Consider the following 20,011-nt stretch of genomic DNA (forward strand, 5'->3'; position numbering starts at 1 on the left):
TCGAATGTTCGCGTTCCAGCGGTTACAAACGTGAGAAATCATTGAAAAGTGCAAGCCCCATTAACAGCACCAGTAAAATTGAACCGATGCGATAACTAAAGTCCTGAACTCGCTCGGACACCGGTCCACCCTTGATCTTTTCGATCGCCAGGAAGAGCAAGTGCCCACCATCTAAAACCGGCAGAGGGAACAGGTTGATGATGCCCAGGTTGACGCTAATCAACGCCAGGAACATCAGGTAGTAAATCAACCCATACTCTGCTGACAACCCTGCACCCTGCGCAATGGAAATTGGCCCGCTCAGGTTGTTCAGCTTCACATCACCGGTTATTAACTTGCCCAGCATGGAGACGGTGAGCTTCATCAGTTGCCAGGTTTTTACACTGGCCTCACCGATAGCCGCAAACGCGCCATACTGTCTTACCGTCTTGTACTCTTCTGGCAGAGGAACAATGCGCGGAATGACACCCGCAAATCCCGCTTTACTGCCAGATTTCGCTTCTGGCGTCATCGTCAGCGCAATAGACTCACCGCCGCGATCCACCTCAAGCGCCATGCTTTTGCCGGGATTATCCCGGACCTGCGTGACAAAAGTCTGCCACTGCGATAATGGCTGACCATCGACTTTAACGATCCTGTCGCCTGCTTGCAAACCGGCTTCACTGGCTGGCGAGTTCGCCTGCACTTCTGCCAGCGTGGTCTCAATCTGCGGACCACGTGGCTGAATCCCTAACGCGACGACCGGATCCTGCTTATCAGGCTCAAACTGCCAGTTACGCAAATCCAGCTGTTTCTGCTGGGTCGCGTCCTCGCCAAATCGAGCCACTGTTAAGGTGGTGCTGCTGTCGCCGATTTTACCCACCAGCGCCATACGCACAGCATCCCAGTCAGGCGTTTCGATACCGTCAACAGCCTTAAGTTCCATGCCGGGCGTAATTTGCGCTTCCGCAGCCACCGAACCGTTTAAAATTTCACCGATTACCGGGCGCACACCCGGTACGCCGTGGATAAACACAACCCAGTAGGCAAAGATGGCAAAGATGAAATTAGCGACAGGACCTGCCGCAATGATGGAGGCGCGTTGCCAGACGGCTTTGTTGTTAAAAGCCTGATGACGGAATTCGGCTGGCACGCTTTCAACACGCTCGTCGAGCATTTTAACGTAGCCGCCGAGGGGAATCAGCGCGATGACAAATTCGGTGCCGTGGCGATCGCGGCGCTGCCAGAGCGACTTACCAAAACCAATGGAAAAGCGCTCAACTTTGACGCCACAGCGACGAGCGACCCAGAAATGGCCAAACTCATGAACGGTAATTAATACGCCCAGCGCAACGATAAAGGCGACGAAACTCCAGAGTATGCTCAACATCTTTGCCTGTCCTTAAAGGGTGCGAAACACCAGCAGCAATAAACAGGCAAACACCGGCACCGCCGCAGTCAGACTATCAATACGATCAAGAATGCCGCCGTGACCAGGAATCAGATTACCACTGTCTTTGATGCCCGCTTCACGTTTGAACATGCTCTCAGTGAGGTCGCCCAGCACGGAGGCCAGCGTCGCGATAATCGCGCAAATCACCAGCGTACCGGTGGAAACCGTCAGTGGCGCCAGCGTCGCAAACAGCACTGCAATCAGCGCCGAGGTGACCAGACCGCCCAGGAAGCCTTCCCAGGTTTTGCCTGGTGAGACCTTTGGCGCTAGCTTGTGCTTGCCGAACATCTTGCCAAACATATAGGCACCTGAATCCGCTCCCCACACCAGCAGCAACACAAACAGCAGCCACCAGGCACCGGCGAAGTGGTCGGTGTCATAGTGATACTGGCGCAGCGCCACCATGCCCCAGAAAAAGGGCACCAGCGTTAATACGCCAAACACTAAGCGAAGTGGACGCGAATGGCGCCAGAAGGCCGCAGAAGCGGGATAAGAGAGCACCAGCAGCAGTGCAACGACCCACCACACCAGCGACGCCCAAAGCGAGGTCGCGATCTGTGGCAGATGCACCGTGTGTTGATAGGGTGGCAGCGTAAACTGCATCAGCGCCAGCAGCAGACCACAAAGTACAGCCAGCCAGACGCGCTGTTGCCGTGATGCCATCCCTGCAAACTGACCCCATTCCCAGGCTGCCAGCATGCAGATAACGATGGTTGTCAGGGCGAAGCCAACAGGCGGTAACCAGAACAGTGCAGCTATTACCAGCGGAATTAATATCAACGCGGTAATCAGACGAGACTTCAGCAAAGGTTACCCCCAGATTGCTCAGGCGCCGCCTGGTGCAGCGCCGCCAAAACGACGCTCCCGCAGAGAGAATGCATTCAGTGCACCTTCAAAAACGTGTTCATCGAAATCCGGCCAGAGCACATCGGTAAAATAGAATTCAGCATAGGCAATCTGCCACAGCAGGAAGTTGCTAATCCGATGCTCTCCCCCGGTCCTTATCACTAAATCCACTGGCGCCAGCTCCTGCATACAAAGCTGCGACGTCAGGCTCTCTTCGGTAATCTGGTCAGGTCGCAGTAATCCTTCCTGAACCTGTTCAGCCAGTTTTTTCACGCCTTCGATAATATCCCAACGGCCGCCATAGTTGGCAGCAATGTTGAGCGTCAGGCCACTATTATTTGCGGTCAGCGTCTCAGAACGGCGAATACGTTCCTGAATACGCGGGCTGAAACGGCTGGTATCGCCAATGACGCGTAAGCGAACATTGTGTTTGTGCAGGCTCTTCACTTCACTATCAAGCGCCCAGACAAAGAGTTCCATTAACGCGGTGACTTCCTGCGGCGGACGACTCCAGTTTTCACTGCTGAAGGCGTAAAGCGTCAGGGCTTCAAGATTGTTACTGACCGCAAAGCTGACGGCACGGCGTACCGATTTAACGCCAGCTTTATGGCCTGAAATACGCAATTTTCCCTGATTTTTGGCCCAGCGACCATTGCCATCCATGATGATAGCGACGTGACGCGGACCGTTTCCCTGCTGGTCATCAGTGTTGTTGTGATTGTTAGACGACATAACGCTTAACCAATTCCTTTCATCAGAAATGCTGTGGTTTCTGAATACATTGCGCCCGATTCAAATCCCGACACACTCTCAGTGCCGGGCCACACCGAATTCGGTGACAGACCGTGAAACGCGAGCCAGCGACTATATCATTTTCACCTGAAGCGAACAAATGGCCTCATAACGATCGGCATCACGACGTGAAACGCGGCAACATTTCTGTCACCAGCGCGCGCGCAGTGCGATCGATTTCAAGGACAGCGTCCACCGAATCCGGCTCCGGACACACTTGTGCCGCCATCACCTCACTATTAAGCGCGGCAATGTCGGTGAAGCGGATCTGGTTATTCAGGAAAGCCGCGACGGCAACCTCGTTGGCTGCATTCAGCGTGGTGGTCGCCGCCTGCCCTGCATCACAGGCATCAATGGCCAGTTTCAGACAGGGGTAGCGGCTAAAATCAGGTTCTGCAAAGGTCAGCGCCGACATGCGGGTAAAATCCAGCGGCGTCACGCCTGCATTAATGCGCGAAGGCCAGGCCATGCTGTGGGCAATCGGCGTACGCATATCAGGAGAACCTAATTGAGCCAGCACGCTGCCATCGCAGTATCGCACCATGGAGTGAATCACCGACTGTGGGTGGAGTATCACTTCCATCTGCGCTGCGCTGGCATTAAACAACCAACGGGCTTCAATGTACTCAAGACCTTTATTCATCATGGTGGCCGAATCGACAGAGATTTTTCTCCCCATCGACCAGTTCGGATGTGCACAGGCCTGATCTGGCGACATGGCGCTCAGATCCGCTAAATCTGTGTCACGAAAAGGACCACCCGATCCCGTAAGGATAATCGACTCAATGCCATTATCCCGCAGGTCAGCGTAACCTAACTGATGCTGGATGGTAGCCGGTAAACTCTGAAAAATGGCGTTATGCTCGCTGTCGACCGGTAGTAACTGTGCGTTATGATGACGCACGGCCTCCATAAACAAACGGCCGCAGGTGACAAGCGATTCTTTGTTGGCCAGCAGCACCGTTTTTCCGGCGCGAATGGCCGCCAGCGTCGGCAGCAAACCCGATGCGCCAACGATCGCCGCCATCACCTGATCCACTTCATCCAGCGCGGCCAGCTCGCACGCAGCCTGAACGCCGGAGAGCACTTCAGTATTGACCCTGATTGCTCTCAGTCGCTCACGCAACGCAGCGGCGGATGCCTCGTCTGCCATGCAGGCGTAGCGCGGTGTAAAGGCCGCACACTGCTCGGCCATCAGCGCCACGTTATAGCCGGCAACCAGCGCCGTAATCTGATAAAGCGCCGGATTGGCGCGCACTACCGCCAGCGTACTGGTGCCGATCGAGCCGGTGGATCCCAGCAGAGTTAATCGCTTCATGAGCTATCCGTGTGAAGTCAGCGTGCCCACAGGCACAATGTAAAACGCCGCCAGATGTCGCATTCATACGAATACCTCTCTGTACGGCGTTTTGTCCGGCAGTGATGGGATTAGAAATCCATCAGCTCCGTCTCTTTTTCTGACAGTGCAGCATCAACTTTCTTGATGTACGCATCGGTCATTTTTTGCACTTCATCCTGCGCACGACGTTCATCGTCTTCGCTGATCTCTTTATCTTTCAGCAGCGCTTTGATTTTATCGTTGGCATCGCGACGGACGTTACGTACCGACACACGGCCCTGCTCGGCTTCGCCGCGCACGATTTTAATCAGATCTTTACGACGCTCTTCTGTCAGCGCAGGCAGCGGAACACGGATGTCGGTACCGGCTGAACTTGGGTTCAGACCGAGATCGGACTTCATGATCGCCTTTTCGACTGCCGGACTCAGTGAACGATCAAACACGTTAATTTTCAGCGTGCGTGAATCTTCCACAGTGACAGAAGCCAGCTGACGCAGTGGCGTCGGCGTGCCGTAATATTCGACGACGATGCCGTCGAGCAGCGAAGGTGAAGCACGACCGGTGCGCACTTTGCTGATGGTAGTTTTAAATGCTTCAACGCATTTTTCCATGCGCGTGTCAGCATCTTTTTTGATGTCGTTAATCACGTTGAAACCCTTGGATTCGGTTTGACCTGGCCAGTTCCGGCGTAACCGGAAGCGGGATCGATAATCATCGATAATCCTGACTGGTGCGCGATGCATTATCATCGCGCTGACAGAATATACCTTATTTTATCTCGCCTCGGGTATTAATGCGTAATCAGGGTGCCTTCTTTTTCACCCATCACTACGCGACGCAGTGCGCCAGGCTTATTCATGTTGAAAACACGGATAGGTAATTTGTGGTCACGCGCCAGAGTAAAGGCCGCCAGATCCATCACTTTCAGCTCCTGATCCAGCACTTCAGCATAGGTCAGTTGCTCATACAGCGTCGCGTCCGGGCTTTTCACCGGATCGGCAGAGTAGACGCCGTCAACTTTGGTCGCTTTCAGCACCACGTCCGCTTCAATCTCAATGCCGCGCAGGCACGCTGCAGAGTCGGTGGTGAAGAACGGGTTACCGGTACCGGCGGAGAAGATCACCACGCGGTTGTTACGCAGCAGGCTGATCGCTTCTGCCCAGCTGTAGTTGTCACAGACGCCATTCAGTGGAATCGCGGACATCAGGCGTGCATTCACATAGGCGCGGTGCAGTGCATCACGCATCGCCAGGCCGTTCATCACGGTTGCCAGCATACCCATGTGGTCACCCACAACGCGGTTCATGCCGGCCTGCTGCAGGCTCGCTCCACGGAACAGGTTCCCTCCGCCAATCACCACGCCAACCTGAATGCCCAGTTCAACCAGCTCTTTTACCTCTTGTGCCATACGGTCAAGCACACTCGCGTCGATACCAAAACCTTCAGCGCCTTGCAGGGCTTCGCCGCTGAGTTTAAGCAGGATACGTTGATAAACAGGTTTTGCGTTGGTCGCCATGGTCAGTTCTTCCTGGAAGATTGGGTGTAAAGGAGAAGTAAATTCTGATCGATCATCCGCTTACCGCAATGAAATTGCTATTGGGATGAAACTGAAAACGTATCTGTTGCGATTCACAGACAAAAAAGAACCGCCATCTGGCGGTTCTTTCAGAGCATTAAGACTGTTTGGACATTGCTGCAACTTCTGCAGCGAAGTCAGACTCAACTTTCTCGATGCCTTCACCTACTTCGAAGCGGATGAAGTTGATAACGTCAGCGCCCTGCTCTTTCAGAGCCTGGCCAACAGTTTTGCTTGGGTCGATAACGAAAGCCTGCCCCGTCAGAGAGACTTCGCCGGTGAATTTCTTCATACGGCCTTCAACCATCTTCTCTGCGATCTCTTTTGGCTTGCCAGACTGCATCGCGATGTCCAGCTGAACCTGGTACTCTTTATCAACCACGTCAGCAGAAACGTCTTCTGGCTTAACGAATTCAGGCTTGCTTGCCGCAACGTGCATCGCGACCTGTTTGATCAGATCTTCGTTAGCGCCTTTGGTTGAAACCAGAACGCCGATACGTGCGCCGTGCAGGTAGCTGCCCAGCTCTGCGCCTTCCAGGATAGCAACGCGACGGATGTTGATGTTCTCACCGATTTTAGCAACCAGTGCAACGCGCTCTTCTTCGAACTGCGCTTTCAGAACTTCAACGTCGGTAACGCGATCAGCTGCAGCCGCATCCAGAACTTTGTCTGCGAACGCCTGGAAACCGCCATCTTTTGCAACGAAGTCAGTCTGGCAGTTTACTTCCAGAATCACGCCGTAGTCGCCAACGATCTTGGTTTTGATTACGCCATCAGCAGCAACGTTGCCTGCTTTTTTCGCTGCTTTGATTGCGCCAGACTTACGCATGTTCTCAATCGCCAGCTCAATGTCGCCGTTCGCTTCAGTCAGCGCTTTTTTGCAATCCATCATGCCAGCGCCAGTACGCTCACGCAGTTCTTTTACCAATGCAGCGGTAATGTCAGCCATTCCAGAATCCTCGGTTCGTGCCTGTGTACGTTTGCACCAGCAGACACTTATTTGCGGAAAATTTACTCTGTCCCGCCGTCCGGTTGGGGGCGTGACAGACTTAGATAAAATAAAGGGGCCAGTATAGGCCCCTTACAGATCACATCTGAATGCTAAGGGCTCTTATGCAGAGCAAACCTTATTAAGCGTTTTCTAAAGACGCTTCTTCAGCTTGCTCAGCCAGGTCCTGAGAGCGGCCTTCGCGAACGGTGGTCGCAACGGCAGTCAGGTACAGGTTTACAGCACGGATCGCATCGTCGTTACCTGGGATAACGAAATCAACGCCATCTGGATCTGAGTTGGTATCAACGATAGCAAATACCGGGATACCCAGGTTGTTTGCTTCTTTGATTGCGATGTGTTCGTGGTCAGCATCGACAACAAACAGCGCGTCTGGCAGACCGCCCATATCTTTGATACCGCCCAGGCTGTTTTCCAGCTTGGCCAGCTCACGCGCACGCATCAGCGCTTCTTTTTTGGTCAGTTTGTCGAAAGTACCATCCTGAGACTGAATCTCCAGATCTTTCAGACGCTTGATTGACTGACGCACGGTTTTCCAGTTAGTCAGCATGCCACCCAACCAGCGGTGGTTTACGAAGAACTGGTCGCAGCTCAGTGCAGACTCTTTTACCGCCTGAGCAGCAGCACGCTTAGTACCTACGATCAGGATCTTACCTTTACGGGAAGAGATCTTGTTCAGTTCAGCCAGAGCTTCGTTGAACATAGGTACAGTTTTTTCCAGGTTGATGATGTGAACCTTGTTACGAGCACCAAAGATGAATGGCTTCATTTTTGGGTTCCAGTAACGGGTCTGGTGACCAAAGTGAACACCAGCCTGGAGCATGTCGCGCATGGAAACAGTTGCCATGATAAAACCTCTAAAGTTTGATTGGGGTTGGGCCTCCATGTATCCCATACGACCGACCTCTTTCAAGGCACCCCGGCGTATGTGTCGATACATGTGTGTTTTATTACACATAATGAGAGTTATGCGTTTCCTGCTGACCGAAACGGCCATACAGAGAATCGTCGGCGCGCTTTATACCACAACCAGCCCAGGGACGCCAATAAATGATCGCTGACGGAGCTCAGCGCGTTCTCTATTTGGCAGCCCATTTGCTGGCTGCTAACATGACAGCACAGAACTTATTATTGTCGAAAATTTCGACAACTGCGGATTAATTTAATGGCAATTTCAATTAAAACCCCTGAAGAAATCGAAAAAATGCGCGTCGCGGGCCGACTGGCCGCCGAAGTGCTGGAGATGATCGAGCCTTACGTAAAACCGGGTGTGACCACCGGTGAACTGGACCGCATCTGCCACGATCACATTACTCAAAAGCAGCAGGCTGTTTCCGCCTGCCTCGGCTATCACGGCTTTCCGAAGTCGGTCTGCATCTCGGTGAATGAAGTGGTGTGCCACGGGATCCCCAGCGATGATCGTCCGTTAAAAGATGGCGATGTGGTGAATATCGATGTCACCGTGATTAAAGATGAATACCACGGCGATACCTCAAAGATGTTTATCGTGGGTAAGCAGACTATTCAGGGCGAACGCCTGTGCCGTGTCACGCAGGAGAGCCTCTACCTCTCACTGCGTCTGATCAAGCCCGGCATCCGCCTGCGCGAACTGGGCCGCGCCATCCAGAAATATGTCGAAGCCAACGACTTCTCTGTGGTGCGCGAATATTGTGGCCACGGTATCGGCAAGGGTTTCCATGAAGAGCCTCAGGTGCTGCATTACGATGCCGATGATGGCGGCGTGGTACTCCAGGCAGGCATGACCTTTACGGTAGAACCGATGGTCAATGCCGGGGATTACCGCATCCGCACTATGAAAGATGGCTGGACGGTAAAAACCAAAGATCGCAGCTTGTCCGCGCAGTATGAGCATACTATTGTGGTGACGGAGAACGGCTGTGAGATTTTAACCCTGCGCAAAGACGACACGCTGCCCGCTGTGCTTGTCGCCGAAGGGTAATTCCCCCATTACAGATCAAGCCGGCGCTGAGCCGGCTTTTTTTTGGCTAAAAAAGAGAAAAGCTGCATGAGCGTGAGTCTGTCAGAAGAGGTGAAAAACGGTCTGGTCGATTCGCCAGCCGAATGGGGTGACGACCAGCTGACGCGTGACATTCTGAAGCCGCGGCTGGAACTGTTTCAGCAACATCTGGCCGCCGCGTTTGATGCCGGTGAACCCGTTGAGCCGCTGATTGATGCCCGCACGCTGTTTATCGATCGGCTGCTGCGTCGCCTGTGGCGCTTCTTTGGCTTTGATGAGATGCCGGCTATCGCCCTGGTCGCCGTTGGTGGCTATGGCCGTGCCGAACTGCATCCGCTCTCTGATATTGATGTCCTGATCCTGAGCCGCCAGCCGCTGGATGAACAGGCTGCGCAGCGCACCAGCGACCTGTTGACGCTGATGTGGGATCTTAAGCTGGAAGTGGGCCACAGCGTGCGCACGCTGGAAGAGTGCCTGCTGGAAGGGTTGTCTGACCTGACCGTTGCCACCAATCTGATTGAGTCACGGATGCTGACCGGCGATGTGGCGCTGTTTCTGGAATTACAGAAAAACATCTTCAGCGACGGTTTCTGGCCCTCATCCTGCTTTTTCGCCGCCAAAATTGAAGAGCAGCAGGAGCGCCACAAGCGTTACCACGGCACCAGCTATAACCTCGAACCGGACATTAAAAGCAGCCCCGGTGGCCTGCGGGACATTCATACGCTGCAGTGGGTCGCCCGACGCCATTTTGGCGCCACCACGCTGGATGAGATGGTCGGCTTTGGTTTCCTCACCGACGCCGAGCGCAGCGAACTCAACGAATGTCAGGCGTTTCTCTGGCGCATCCGCTTTGCCCTGCACCTTTCCCTGCCCCGCTACGATAATCGCCTGCTGTTTGATCGCCAGCTCAGCGTGGCACAACGCCTGAATTACCAGGGCGAGGGCAATGAGCCGGTCGAGCGGATGATGAAAGATTTCTATCGGGTCACGCGGCGTATCGGCGAACTGAATCAGATGCTGCTGCAGCTGTTTGATGAGGCGATTCTGGCGCTCTCCACCAGCGAAAAGCCCAGGCCTATTGATGACGATTTCCAGCTGCGTGGCGATTTGATCGACCTGCGCGACGAAACGCTGTTCCGACGAGAGCCGCAGGCGATTCTGCGCATGTTCTACGTCATGGTGCGTAACGACAGCATCAAAGGGATCTACTCCACCACCCTGCGTCACCTGCGCCATGCGCGTCGTCATCTTAAACAGCCGCTGTGTCAGATCCCGGAAGCGCGCCGCACCTTTATGTCGATTCTGCGCCATCCCGGCGCGGTCAGCCGGGCGCTGGTGCCTATGCATCGCTACAGCGTGTTGTGGGCTTATACGCCGCTGTGGGGCCATATCGTCGGACAGATGCAGTTCGATCTGTTTCACGCCTACACCGTGGATGAGCACACCATTCGGGTGTTGCAGAAGCTGGAAAGCTTTGCCAATGAAAACACCCGTCCGCAGCATCCGCTGTGCGTCGAGTTATGGCCGCGTCTGCCGCAGCAGGAGCTGTTATTGATGGCCGCGCTGCTGCATGACATTGCCAAAGGGCGCGGCGGCGATCACTCTATTCTCGGCGCGCAGGATGCGCTCGATTTCGCTGAAATGCATGGCCTTAACTCGCGTGAAACCCAACTGGTGGCCTGGCTGGTGCGTCATCATCTGCTGATGTCGGTGACAGCCCAGCGGCGCGATATTCAGGATCCGACGGTGATACAGCAGTTCGCCGAAGTGATGCAGAATGAGAACCGTCTGCGCTATCTGGTTTGCCTGACCGTAGCCGATATCTGCGCCACCAATGAAAGTCTGTGGAACAGCTGGAAGCAGAGCCTGTTACGTGAGCTCTTTTTCGCCACCGAGAAGCAGTTGCGACGCGGCATGGAAAACAGTCCGGATCTGCGTGAGCGGGTGCGTCATCATCGTCTGCAGGCGCTGGCGCTGCTGCGGATGGACAACATCAATGAAGAGCGTCTGCACCAGATCTGGAATCGCTGCCGCGCTGACTACTTCCTGCGCCATACGCCGAATCAGATCGCCTGGCATGCCCGCCACTTACTGGTTCACGACCTGAAAAAACCGCTGGTGCTGGTCAGCCCGCAGGCCACGCGCGGCGGCACCGAAATTTTCATCTGGAGTCCGGATCGCCCGCACCTGTTTGCCGCCGTAGCGGGTGAACTCGATCGCCGTAATCTCAGCGTGCACGATGCGCAAATCTTTACCAGCCGCGATGGTATGGCGATGGATACCTTTATTGTGCTGGAGCCGGATGGCAGCCCGCTCTCTCCGGATCGTCATCCGATGATCATTCAGGCACTGGATCAGGCGATAACCCAGTCAGAATGGGCGCCGCCGCGTACCCGCCGTCCGTCGGCCAAACTCAGGCATTTCAGCGTCGATACCGAGGTCAATTTCCTGCCGACGCATACCGATCGTCGCAGCTATCTGGAACTGGTGGCGCTGGATCAGCCAGGCCTGCTGGCGCGGGTCGGTGAAGTCTTTGCGGATCTTGGTGTCTCACTGCATGGCGCACGCATCAGCACCATCGGCGAGCGGGTCGAAGATTTGTTTATTCTGGCCAACAGTGAACGTCAGGCACTGGACGAAGAAATGCGAAAAGCGTTGCGACAACGGTTGACAGAGGCCCTTAATCCAAACGATAAAGTGTGACCAGACTCGATTTGTAAACATTCATCTCTTTACTTGTGTCGGGGTATTGCCCGGCATCGCACATGACAGATCAGGAAAAAAATATGCAACAGTTACAGAGCGTTATTGAATCCGCCTTTGAACGTCGCGCTGACATCACCCCCGCCAGCGTCGACAATGAAACCCGTGATGCTATCAACCAGGTGATCGCCCAGCTGGATAGCGGTGCACTGCGCGTTTCTGAAAAGATCGACGGCGAGTGGGTAACGCATCAGTGGCTGAAGAAAGCCGTACTGCTCTCTTTCCGCATCAATGACAATCAGGTGATGGAAGGTGCAGAAACCCGCTTTTACGACAAAGTGCCGATGAAGTTTGCAGGCTGGGATGACGCGCGTTTCAAAGAAGCCGGTTTCCGCGTCGTGCCGCCTGCGGCTGTGCGTCAGGGTGCCTATATCGCCCGCAACACAGTGCTGATGCCTTCTTACGTCAACATTGGTGCTTTTGTGGATGAAGGCACCATGGTGGACACCTGGGCAACCGTTGGCTCCTGTGCGCAAATTGGTAAAAACGTACACCTTTCTGGCGGCGTGGGTATCGGTGGCGTGCTGGAGCCGCTGCAGGCGAACCCGACCATCATCGAGGATAACTGCTTCATTGGCGCGCGCTCTGAAATCGTCGAAGGCGTAATTGTTGAAGAAGGTTCAGTGATCTCAATGGGCGTTTATATTGGTCAGAGCACCAAAATCTATGACCGTGAGACTGGCGAAGTGCATTACGGCCGTGTTCCTGCGGGTTCCGTGGTGGTCTCAGGTAACCTGCCCTCTAAAGATGGCAGCTACAGCCTCTACTGCGCCGTGATCGTGAAGAAAGTGGATGCGAAAACGCTGGGTAAAACAGGTATCAACGAACTGCTGCGCACCATCGACTGATTTAAGTGACGGGCTGGTTTCCAGCCCGTCATCTTTTCTTTACAGTGATTCCCAAATAACATGCTTCGCGTCGCGAATTAACTGGTGCGTTTAGTTTTTATCCAGGTCATAATCCGCGCCAGTTAAATCCTGTCGCGCAATGTTCATCCCGCTTATTTATGTCTACAGTTGACGGACGTCATGAACAAGTCTGCGCGCTTCTCACTTTTGATGGAAACAACGCTATGTATGACAATCTGAAAAGCTTAGGTATCAGTAACCCGGACGACATTGACCGCTACAGCCTGCGTCAGGAAGCCAATAACGACATTCTGAAAATCTACTTCCGCAAAGATAAAGGTGAGTTTTTCGCGAAGAGCGTCAAATTCAAATATCCGCGCCAGCGCAAAACGGTTGTTGCCGATCACGCAACTCAGGGCTACAAAGAAGTTCAGGAAATCAGCCCGAATCTGCGTTATGTCATCGATGAGCTGGACCAGATTTGCCAGCGCGATCAGGTTGAAGTGGATCTTAAACGCAAAATTCTGGATGACCTGCGTCACCTGGAAAGCGTGGTTTCCCACAAGATTACTGAAATTGAATCGGATCTGGAAAAATTAACCCGTAACGGTCGTTAATTTCCTGCCCGCCGAGAGAGGCCAGCATTGCTGGCCTTTTTTATGCCGCAAATCTGCACATCAGCCCTGCTCATCCAGTTGCAAAGCCACATAGAGCAACAGCCTGTCATCAAAATGGCCAAGATTCAGCCCGGTCAGTTCAGAAATCCGGTTCAGCCGGTATTCCAGCGTATTACGATGAATGAACAGCGCACGCGCGGTGGCGCTCGGCTGGACATTGTGGGTGAACCAGGCGATCAGCGTACGGCGCAGTAAGCCGTTGTTATCCATGCTCTTAAGCTTCGCCAGTGGCCGGGCGAGCTCATTGGCCTGCCAGCCACCCCGCAGGCTGTCGAGCAGCACCGGGAGCACCAGATCCTGATAAAAATAGCTGCGCACCTCAGGCATACGTTGTTTACCCACCATCATGGTGGTACGCGCCGTCCGGTAGGAGCGTGCGATGCTGCCGGGTCCGGTAAAGAAGTTGCCCAGCGCGATACGCATCCGAAGATGACCGCTCTCTTTCATCCGCTGTAGTAACTGCTCTACGCGGCGGCGATGATCTTCCTGATCGTAACGCCCATGCCCATTCAGGGCCGGTTTCAGCACCACCATTTCGGTCAGTGACACAATCGCGATCAGATTGTCCCGCTCCGGCGTGGTCAGCAGCGTTTGCAGCTGCTGTAACTCTGACATCGCGCTGTCGACCCCGAGCTGACCACTGTCCACTTCCACCACGGCGACCACACGCGGCTGATTGAGATCGATGCCGAGCCGCTGCGCCCATTCGGTCAGCTGTGGCGAGAGAGTATCGCTGCGGATCAGGTTCAGCACCAGCTCTTCACGCAGACGGCTGTCCTGCGCCAGCATATGCAGCAGCCGGGCCTGCTCCAGCATCATTTCCGCGGTCATGCAGACCAGCTCGCCATAATGCCGTAGCGCCAGCGGCTCACCGGTCAGGCCGATCACCCCGACGATGTCACCATCAATGCGCAGCGGCAGGTTAATGCCAGGCCGCACGCCATGGAGATGTTTAGCCACGGCTTCATCGATGTCGACAACGCGTCCCTGAGAGAGCACCAGCAGTGCACCTTCGTGCAACTCCCCAATACGTTCCCGGTCACCGCTGCCGATAATCCGGCCCCGCGCATCCATCACGTTGACATTGCTGTCAATAATTTTCATGGTGCGCGCCACGATATCCTGTGCCAGCCGGGCATCAAGGTGATAGGTAGCCATCCATTACTCCTGAAAAAGAGGGGGAGAAACAGAATACGCATGCACAGCATGCAGAACATTGTGCAATTGCACAGAGCCAGGCTGTCATTTGCCGAATTTGCGGTGAGCATCACACTCTGACGAGGCACAGAGCGGACATAAAAAAGGCGGACCACAGTCCGCCTTTTAATCCATTGTTGTTCGCTTACTGCATCAGCAGATAGATGTTGCTGTCGCCGCGTTTCACATTAAGCGCCAGAACGGACGGCTTGCTGTCGAGAACTTTGCGCAGTTCACCCAGGTTGGTGACTACCTGCTGATTAACGCCCTGGATAACATCGCCCTTTTTCAGACCGATACGCGCCGCGGCACTGCCCGGTTTCACGTTATCAACCCGAACACCTTTAGCACCTGCTTCGATATTACTGAGATCGGCGCCTTCGATGCCGGTGTAGATGGTCGCGGACTGCACTTTTGACTGGCTGCTCTGCTGCAACTGAACAGAGACATCGACCGGTTTGCCGTCACGCAGCAGTCCCAGTTTCAGGGTGGTGCCAACCGGCAGTGAGCCCACTTCCGCACGCAGCGAAGCAAAGCTGCTCAGCGGTTTGCCATTCATCGAGACAATCACGTCACCCGCTTTAATACCCGCTTTTGCGGCAGCCGAGTCTGGCAACACCTGGCTCACAAAGGCACCACGCTGTGCGTCGACTTTCATCGCTTTAGCCAGTTCTGAGTTCAGCTCCGTCCCCTGCACGCCCAGCTCGCCGCGTTTTACCTGACCAAACTCGACCATCTGAGCCGTCAGATTTTTCACCATGTTGCTGGGGATAGCAAAGCCGATACCAATATTGCCGCCGTCCGGCGCCAGAATGGCGGTGTTAATCCCGATGAGTTCACCGTTGAGGTTAACCAGCGCACCACCGGAGTTGCCCCGGTTAATCGCCGCATCCGTCTGGATAAAGTTTTCGTAGTTTTCCACGTTCAGACCACTGCGTCCCAGCGCCGAGACGATACCTGAGGTCACCGTTTCACCCAGGCCATAAGGGTTGCCGATCGCCACGGTATAATCGCCGACGCGCAGGTTGTCAGAGTCAGCAATTTTCACTGCGGTCAGATTTTTGGCTTCCTGCAGCTGAATCAATGCAATGTCAGAGCTGGGATCTTTACCGATCACTTTTGCGTCATAGCGCCGACCGTCGCTGAGCTGTACCTGAATTTTGGTCGCATTATTCACAACGTGGTTATTGGTCACCACGTAGCCTTTTTCAGCGTTAATGATAACGCCCGATCCCAGAGCACGGAATTTTTCCTGCTGGGTATCAGGGGCTGGCGCGCCGCCGTTACCACCTGAACCGTCGCCGCTCTGGCACATTGGTGAACCCTGGAAGGGGGAACCGTCCTGGCAGAATGGTGAATTGTTGCCAAAGAACTGCTGAAACTGCTGTGGCATACGCGGGGTTTTCACCGTGGTGGTTCCCTCAACGCTGATACTGACCACAGACGGCATCACCTTCTCCAGCATGGGGGCCAGACTTGGCTGTTGCTGGCTATCGGAAGAGGCCGTTTGCGCAGCAGAAACAGTAACAGGGGCGAGCGCCATGCTCAGGCTCAACGCCAGCGCACTTAACATTAAGGTCTTTTTTTTCATTTTTCGTTTCTCTATAAGATTACTGTTCAGACCATTGCTGTGGTCGAAAGGTGAGATAAATGTTTTAGCGCGAAGTTCCTTTAAAAGTTTAAGGCAAAGGTAAAAATTTATTCGCGCCCTTTACAATTGGCGGCTTATTCTACCGCCATCAGTCGCCGGTACTCATCCCAGGCATAGAGATCGGTCATGCCACTGATATAGTCCTGAATAAGCCGGCAGCGATAATAACGCTCCCACAACAGACGCTGATATTTATGTTCGACAACCAGATTACGCATCTTATGCAAATAGGCTTTACGGTGTTTACCGGAGAGCTTATGAAAAAGCCGGGTTTCAATCGGATGCTGACGCAGGAAATCTTCATTTATGAGCGTGGTAAAGGCTTCGTAATTAAGTCGCATCAGCGGCTGATAGATCTCCAGCAGCCCTTTAATGACCCGATAACCCTGTAACTCCAGCTGCTCGACTTCAGAATGATTAAAGACCTGCTGGCGCGCAACGGTTTTAAACAATAGCAGTAAGCGCCCCTCTTCACCCTCATCTTCCAGTAGCGCATGGTTAAAACTTCCATCGAATATAGCAGGCAGATTATCAACAAAACGTTTCACCGCATAGCTTACCAGTACGCTCTGAACATTTACGCGCAATGACATAAAAAATTGATCGCTGCGGCTTCGGCGTTTTTTACTGCAGGCTTCACGCCAGGCTTCGCCAATAGTCCGGCTGAAAGCGTCATTATTTTTAACCGGCCCCCAGGCTTTATTCAGGAACTCATACAAGCTTTCAACATTAAAGATATCTTTTTCTACAGCGTCGTCCAAATCGGCAATACAATAGGAGATATCATCCGCAGCTTCCATTATATAAGTCAGCGGAAAGCGGTGATGTTCTTCCATATTGGTGGCAGCACGCAGGTCGGCAATATAATCCTGCTCAGAGAGATAAAACCCAGGCTTCTTCATGAGTACGCTAAATTCGGCGGGCTTTTCCCCCTGCCACCAGGCAGGCGCGGTATATTTCAGGATGCAGGCGACCTGAGAATAACTGAGATTCAGTTGCAGCAGCGTATGCACCATCCGGATTGCCTGCGCGTTGCCCTCAAAGTGACAGAGATCCTGACGGATCATGGCGTTGAGTTGATCAAAGGCTTTACGCTGTGCTTCTCCTTCCACGCCGGCCACCAGCGGATCTACCAGCTCGGCTGAGAGGTTCTCTTCAAACCAGTCATTAATCGCCGCCTCGCCAAAATGGCCAAAGGGTGGATTGCCGACGTCATGCATCAGGCAGGCCATCTCAATCAGACTTTCAAACGCGCCTTCCAGTTCATCAAGACCATACTGCGCCAGCCCGCCCTGCATCTTCAGGGTTTGCAGGATCTCTTTGGTAATGTAACGCCCGGTCTGCTGCACCTCCAGCGAATGCGTCAGGCGGGAACGAACAGCAGCGTTGCGCTCCAGCGGAAACACCTGTGTTTTTTGCTGCAAACGCCGGATGGCGGCGGAGTTTATAATCCGACCACGATCGCTCTCAAAATGGCGCGTAATGTAATATTCGCCTTCCGGATCCTTGCGGCTGTTATAAGGGCGCGAGAAGCTGATCTTCTTCCTGAAATTGATCGCTGACATGGATTACCCCTTATTTTTTCGTGAATTAATCCCCTGAATGCCATGGTAGACTATGCCCTAAATTTTGATTCTTTACATTAGCGGAACTCACTATGAAAGCAGGCATTATTGGCGCCATGGAGCAGGAAGTCACACTGCTGCGCGACAAAATTGAAAACCGTCAAACGCTGACACTGGCGGGTTGTGAAATTTATACCGGCACCCTGCAGGGCGTTGAAGTGGCTCTGCTGAAATCGGGCATTGGTAAAACTTCTGCCGCGCTGGGTACCACGCTGCTGCTGCAACTCTGCAAGCCGGATGTGGTGATCAACACCGGTTCGGCTGGCGGTTTAGCGCCGTCGCTCAGCGTCGGCGATATCGTGGTGTCAGATGAAGTGCGCTATCACGATGCTGACGTCACCGCTTTTGGTTATGAGCCGGGTCAGATGGCGGGTTGTCCGGCCGCATTTGTGGCAGACAGCAAACTTATTGCCGCTGCAGAAGCCTGCATTAAGCAGCTGGATCTGAATGCCGTACGCGGTCTGGTGGTCAGCGGTGATGCCTTTATCAATGGTGCCGAACCGCTGGCGCGCATTCGTAATCTGTTCCCGCAGGCGATTGCCGTTGAGATGGAAGCCACCGCTATCGGCCATGTCTGTCATCAGTTCCAGGTGCCTTTTGTGGTGGTCCGCGCCATCTCCGACGTGGCCGATAAGCAATCTCACCTCAGCTTTGATGAGTTCTTAAGCGTGGCGGCGAAGCAATCATCGCTGATGGTGGAGAACCTGCTGGCGCATCTGGCGCGTGGCTAAAACGCGACTCCTCTGCTGGCTGCTGCTGTTGAGCGGCAGCCTGCTGGCTTCCCCGCCACGCGTAATTACCCTCTCCCCTCACCTTACCGAACTCGCCTTTGCTGCCGGGATTACCCCGATTGCGGTCAGCGCCTGGTCCGACTATCCGCCGCAGGCGAAACAGATTGAGCAGGTCGCAAACTGGCAGGGCATCAAGGCTGAACGTATTCTGCAGCTCAAGCCGGATCTGGTATTAGCCTGGCGAGGCGGTAATCCGCAGCGGCAGATTGACCAGCTACAGCAGTTCGGCGTGCCGGTGAAATGGATTGATCCGCTGACGCTGGATGAGATGTTCACGGCGCTGGCCGATCTGGGCCACTGGAGCCCCAGACCGGAGCAGGCAACTCGCGCTGCCCACCAGTTACGTCAGCAGGAAGCCGCGCTGCGTCAGCGCTATGCTCATCTGACTGCGGTTCCGCTTTTTTTGCAGTTTGGTCAGCAGCCCCTGTTTACCGCCGCCAGAGCCACGCTGCAGAATGACATTATTACGTTATGTGGTGGCAGGAATATCTTTGCTGACAGCCGCGTCAGCTGGCCGCAGGTCAGCCGTGAGCAGGTGCTGATGCGCCATCCTCAGGCCGTTGTGACGGGTGGCAGTGCGCAGCAGGCGGAAAACATCCGGGTGTTCTGGCGACCGCAGCTGGATGTACCGGTGATCGCCATCAACGAGGACTGGCTTAGCCGGCCAGGCCCGCGACTGCTGCTAGCCGCGCAGCAACTCTGTGCGGCCCTGCATCCCGATGAATAAATCGGCGAATTGATTAAAGTCGCTGCGATTTTTGCCGTTGATCAATACCAGAGACGAACGCGCCACGTATGCTCGCCGTCCTTTTAGCGCCCCGGCGCTTTTTTAAAACACCAGGAACCTTATATGACCAGAGCACTGCTGCTGGCCATAGGGCTGTCGATCGCCGGTTCTGCTTTTGCAGGATCGATAAATGGCTCTATTGGCGCCAGGCTTGTCATCTATTCACGCTGTGAAATCAACACGGCTAACGGTCAGCCCGCACCGCAGATCAACTGCGGCAGACAGGCAAGCGCGCAGCCGCGCGTAACAAACGGCCAGATTCAATCGCAGGGAAGTGTGAAGCAAAGTAACCGGCTGGTCACAATAGAATGGTAAACGAGGCCGTCTGTATGACGGCCTGCATCATCAGATACTGAAGGAAGAGCCACAGCCACAGGTGGTTTTGGCATTCGGGTTGGTCACGATAAAGCGTGAGCCTTCCAGACCTTCCGTGTAATCCACTGAACCGCCCACCAGATATTGCAGGCTCATCGGATCAACCACCAGTGAGACGCCCTGCTTTTCAATCGTCATGTCGCCATCATTCATCTGATCGTCAAAGGTGAAGCCGTACTGGAAACCACTGCAACCGCCACCGGTGATATAGACGCGAAGTTTCAGCGCCGGGTTTTCTTCGTCGGCAATCAGGTTCTTCACCTTGGTGGCTGCGGCGTCGGTAAACTGCAACGGCAGTGCTACTACTTCATCACTCATGTTTTAC

19 protein-coding genes are annotated in these 20,011 nt (G+C 54.2%); 7 read left to right on the top strand and 12 right to left on the bottom strand.

Annotated features, from left to right (window positions below):
* Positions 1-22 precede the first annotated feature (22 nt).
* From rseP to rpsB, 8 genes are all read right to left on the bottom strand, one after another.
* The gene (rseP, locus tag AC0T7J_RS17920) at positions 23-1,369 is read right to left on the bottom strand and encodes a sigma E protease regulator RseP (protein WP_010671861.1); all 1,347 of its coding nucleotides are present in this window, start codon (positions 1,367-1,369) and stop codon (positions 23-25) included.
* A 12-nt stretch (positions 1,370-1,381) separates the two neighbouring features.
* Complete coding sequence (gene cdsA / locus AC0T7J_RS17925) at positions 1,382-2,239, bottom strand: phosphatidate cytidylyltransferase (RefSeq protein ID WP_473795635.1); 858 nt, start codon at positions 2,237-2,239, stop codon at positions 1,382-1,384.
* 18 nt (positions 2,240-2,257) lie between these two features.
* A complete protein-coding gene (ispU, locus tag AC0T7J_RS17930; RefSeq protein WP_010254107.1) occupies positions 2,258-3,010 on the bottom strand; it encodes a (2E,6E)-farnesyl-diphosphate-specific ditrans,polycis-undecaprenyl-diphosphate synthase in 753 nt (250 codons plus the stop codon).
* Between the two features lie 181 nt (positions 3,011-3,191).
* Positions 3,192-4,388, bottom strand: a complete 1,197-nt coding sequence (gene ispC, locus AC0T7J_RS17935; protein WP_473795636.1) for a 1-deoxy-D-xylulose-5-phosphate reductoisomerase — start codon at positions 4,386-4,388, stop codon at positions 3,192-3,194.
* 110 nt (positions 4,389-4,498) lie between these two features.
* A complete protein-coding gene (gene frr / locus AC0T7J_RS17940; protein ID WP_010254103.1) occupies positions 4,499-5,056 on the bottom strand; it encodes a ribosome recycling factor in 558 nt (185 codons plus the stop codon).
* Between the two features lie 143 nt (positions 5,057-5,199).
* Complete coding sequence (gene pyrH, locus AC0T7J_RS17945; RefSeq protein ID WP_010254099.1) at positions 5,200-5,925, bottom strand: UMP kinase; 726 nt, start codon at positions 5,923-5,925, stop codon at positions 5,200-5,202.
* A gap of 157 nt (positions 5,926-6,082) precedes the next feature.
* Positions 6,083-6,934 (bottom strand): translation elongation factor Ts, encoded by an 852-nt coding sequence (gene tsf / locus AC0T7J_RS17950; RefSeq protein ID WP_031591214.1) that lies wholly within the window; start codon positions 6,932-6,934, stop codon positions 6,083-6,085.
* 181 nt (positions 6,935-7,115) lie between these two features.
* Positions 7,116-7,841: a 30S ribosomal protein S2 gene (rpsB, locus tag AC0T7J_RS17955; protein ID WP_008925636.1), complete on the bottom strand. Its 726-nt coding sequence runs from the start codon at positions 7,839-7,841 to the stop codon at positions 7,116-7,118.
* Positions 7,842-8,159: 318 nt separating this feature from the next.
* Here rpsB and map point away from each other — a divergent pair, with 318 nt between their 5' ends.
* From map to AC0T7J_RS17975, 4 genes are all read left to right on the top strand, one after another.
* A complete protein-coding gene (gene map / locus AC0T7J_RS17960; RefSeq protein WP_473795637.1) occupies positions 8,160-8,954 on the top strand; it encodes a type I methionyl aminopeptidase in 795 nt (264 codons plus the stop codon).
* A gap of 66 nt (positions 8,955-9,020) precedes the next feature.
* Positions 9,021-11,675, top strand: a complete 2,655-nt coding sequence (gene glnD / locus AC0T7J_RS17965) for a bifunctional uridylyltransferase/uridylyl-removing protein GlnD (protein WP_473795638.1) — start codon at positions 9,021-9,023, stop codon at positions 11,673-11,675.
* 83 nt (positions 11,676-11,758) lie between these two features.
* Positions 11,759-12,583: a 2,3,4,5-tetrahydropyridine-2,6-dicarboxylate N-succinyltransferase gene (gene dapD / locus AC0T7J_RS17970; protein ID WP_473795639.1), complete on the top strand. Its 825-nt coding sequence runs from the start codon at positions 11,759-11,761 to the stop codon at positions 12,581-12,583.
* A gap of 224 nt (positions 12,584-12,807) precedes the next feature.
* Positions 12,808-13,200 (top strand): DUF3461 family protein, encoded by a 393-nt coding sequence (locus tag AC0T7J_RS17975; RefSeq protein WP_010254085.1) that lies wholly within the window; start codon positions 12,808-12,810, stop codon positions 13,198-13,200.
* Positions 13,201-13,260: 60 nt separating this feature from the next.
* On the opposite strand, the gene AC0T7J_RS17980 is transcribed toward AC0T7J_RS17975, so the two are convergent.
* The 3 genes from AC0T7J_RS17980 to dgt all read right to left on the bottom strand — a co-directional run bounded on the left by AC0T7J_RS17980 (position 13,261) and on the right by dgt (position 17,673).
* Positions 13,261-14,418 (bottom strand): CdaR family transcriptional regulator, encoded by a 1,158-nt coding sequence (locus AC0T7J_RS17980; RefSeq protein WP_031591218.1) that lies wholly within the window; start codon positions 14,416-14,418, stop codon positions 13,261-13,263.
* A gap of 184 nt (positions 14,419-14,602) precedes the next feature.
* Positions 14,603-16,048: a serine endoprotease DegP gene (gene degP, locus AC0T7J_RS17985; protein WP_473795640.1), complete on the bottom strand. Its 1,446-nt coding sequence runs from the start codon at positions 16,046-16,048 to the stop codon at positions 14,603-14,605.
* A 134-nt stretch (positions 16,049-16,182) separates the two neighbouring features.
* On the bottom strand, positions 16,183-17,673 hold the full coding sequence (dgt, locus tag AC0T7J_RS17990) for a dGTPase (RefSeq protein WP_473795641.1): 1,491 nt from the start codon (positions 17,671-17,673) through the stop codon (positions 16,183-16,185).
* 92 nt (positions 17,674-17,765) lie between these two features.
* Here dgt and mtnN point away from each other — a divergent pair, with 92 nt between their 5' ends.
* The 3 genes from mtnN (at position 17,766) to AC0T7J_RS18005 (ending at position 19,626) form a co-directional block, all read left to right on the top strand.
* Entirely contained in the window at positions 17,766-18,464 is a 699-nt protein-coding gene (gene mtnN, locus AC0T7J_RS17995; protein WP_473795642.1) for a 5'-methylthioadenosine/S-adenosylhomocysteine nucleosidase, read from the top strand.
* Positions 18,457-19,251 (top strand): vitamin B12 ABC transporter substrate-binding protein BtuF, encoded by a 795-nt coding sequence (gene btuF, locus AC0T7J_RS18000; protein ID WP_473795643.1) that lies wholly within the window; start codon positions 18,457-18,459, stop codon positions 19,249-19,251. The genes mtnN and btuF overlap by 8 nt, the downstream gene beginning before the upstream one ends.
* 123 nt (positions 19,252-19,374) lie before the next feature.
* Positions 19,375-19,626, top strand: coding sequence for a hypothetical protein (locus tag AC0T7J_RS18005; RefSeq protein ID WP_010254068.1), 252 nt, complete (start codon positions 19,375-19,377; stop codon positions 19,624-19,626).
* Between the two features lie 30 nt (positions 19,627-19,656).
* Here AC0T7J_RS18005 and erpA read toward each other — a convergent pair whose 3' ends face one another.
* Complete coding sequence (gene erpA, locus AC0T7J_RS18010) at positions 19,657-20,004, bottom strand: iron-sulfur cluster insertion protein ErpA (RefSeq protein ID WP_010254064.1); 348 nt, start codon at positions 20,002-20,004, stop codon at positions 19,657-19,659.
* Positions 20,005-20,011 lie beyond the last annotated feature (7 nt).

Source organism: Pantoea sp. E956-1, from assembly GCF_982223955.1.

What these genes read in the sequence shown, in the direction of transcription:
- rseP (WP_010671861.1), bottom strand. Translation starts at nt 1,369, where the DNA reads ATGTTGAGCATACTCTGGAGTTTCGTCGCCTTTATCGTTGCGCTGGGC.
- ispU (WP_010254107.1), bottom strand. Translation starts at nt 3,010, where the DNA reads ATGTCGTCTAACAATCACAACAACACTGATGACCAGCAGGGAAACGGT.
- ispC (WP_473795636.1), bottom strand. Translation starts at nt 4,388, where the DNA reads ATGAAGCGATTAACTCTGCTGGGATCCACCGGCTCGATCGGCACCAGT.
- pyrH (WP_010254099.1), bottom strand. Translation starts at nt 5,925, where the DNA reads ATGGCGACCAACGCAAAACCTGTTTATCAACGTATCCTGCTTAAACTC.
- tsf (WP_031591214.1), bottom strand. Translation starts at nt 6,934, where the DNA reads ATGGCTGACATTACCGCTGCATTGGTAAAAGAACTGCGTGAGCGTACT.
- rpsB (WP_008925636.1), bottom strand. Translation starts at nt 7,841, where the DNA reads ATGGCAACTGTTTCCATGCGCGACATGCTCCAGGCTGGTGTTCACTTT.
- map (WP_473795637.1), top strand. Translation starts at nt 8,160, where the DNA reads ATGGCAATTTCAATTAAAACCCCTGAAGAAATCGAAAAAATGCGCGTC.
- glnD (WP_473795638.1), top strand. Translation starts at nt 9,021, where the DNA reads ATGAGCGTGAGTCTGTCAGAAGAGGTGAAAAACGGTCTGGTCGATTCG.
- dapD (WP_473795639.1), top strand. Translation starts at nt 11,759, where the DNA reads ATGCAACAGTTACAGAGCGTTATTGAATCCGCCTTTGAACGTCGCGCT.
- AC0T7J_RS17975 (WP_010254085.1), top strand. Translation starts at nt 12,808, where the DNA reads ATGTATGACAATCTGAAAAGCTTAGGTATCAGTAACCCGGACGACATT.
- AC0T7J_RS17980 (WP_031591218.1), bottom strand. Translation starts at nt 14,418, where the DNA reads ATGGCTACCTATCACCTTGATGCCCGGCTGGCACAGGATATCGTGGCG.
- degP (WP_473795640.1), bottom strand. Translation starts at nt 16,048, where the DNA reads ATGAAAAAAAAGACCTTAATGTTAAGTGCGCTGGCGTTGAGCCTGAGC.
- dgt (WP_473795641.1), bottom strand. Translation starts at nt 17,673, where the DNA reads ATGTCAGCGATCAATTTCAGGAAGAAGATCAGCTTCTCGCGCCCTTAT.
- mtnN (WP_473795642.1), top strand. Translation starts at nt 17,766, where the DNA reads ATGAAAGCAGGCATTATTGGCGCCATGGAGCAGGAAGTCACACTGCTG.
- AC0T7J_RS18005 (WP_010254068.1), top strand. Translation starts at nt 19,375, where the DNA reads ATGACCAGAGCACTGCTGCTGGCCATAGGGCTGTCGATCGCCGGTTCT.
- erpA (WP_010254064.1), bottom strand. Translation starts at nt 20,004, where the DNA reads ATGAGTGATGAAGTAGTAGCACTGCCGTTGCAGTTTACCGACGCCGCA.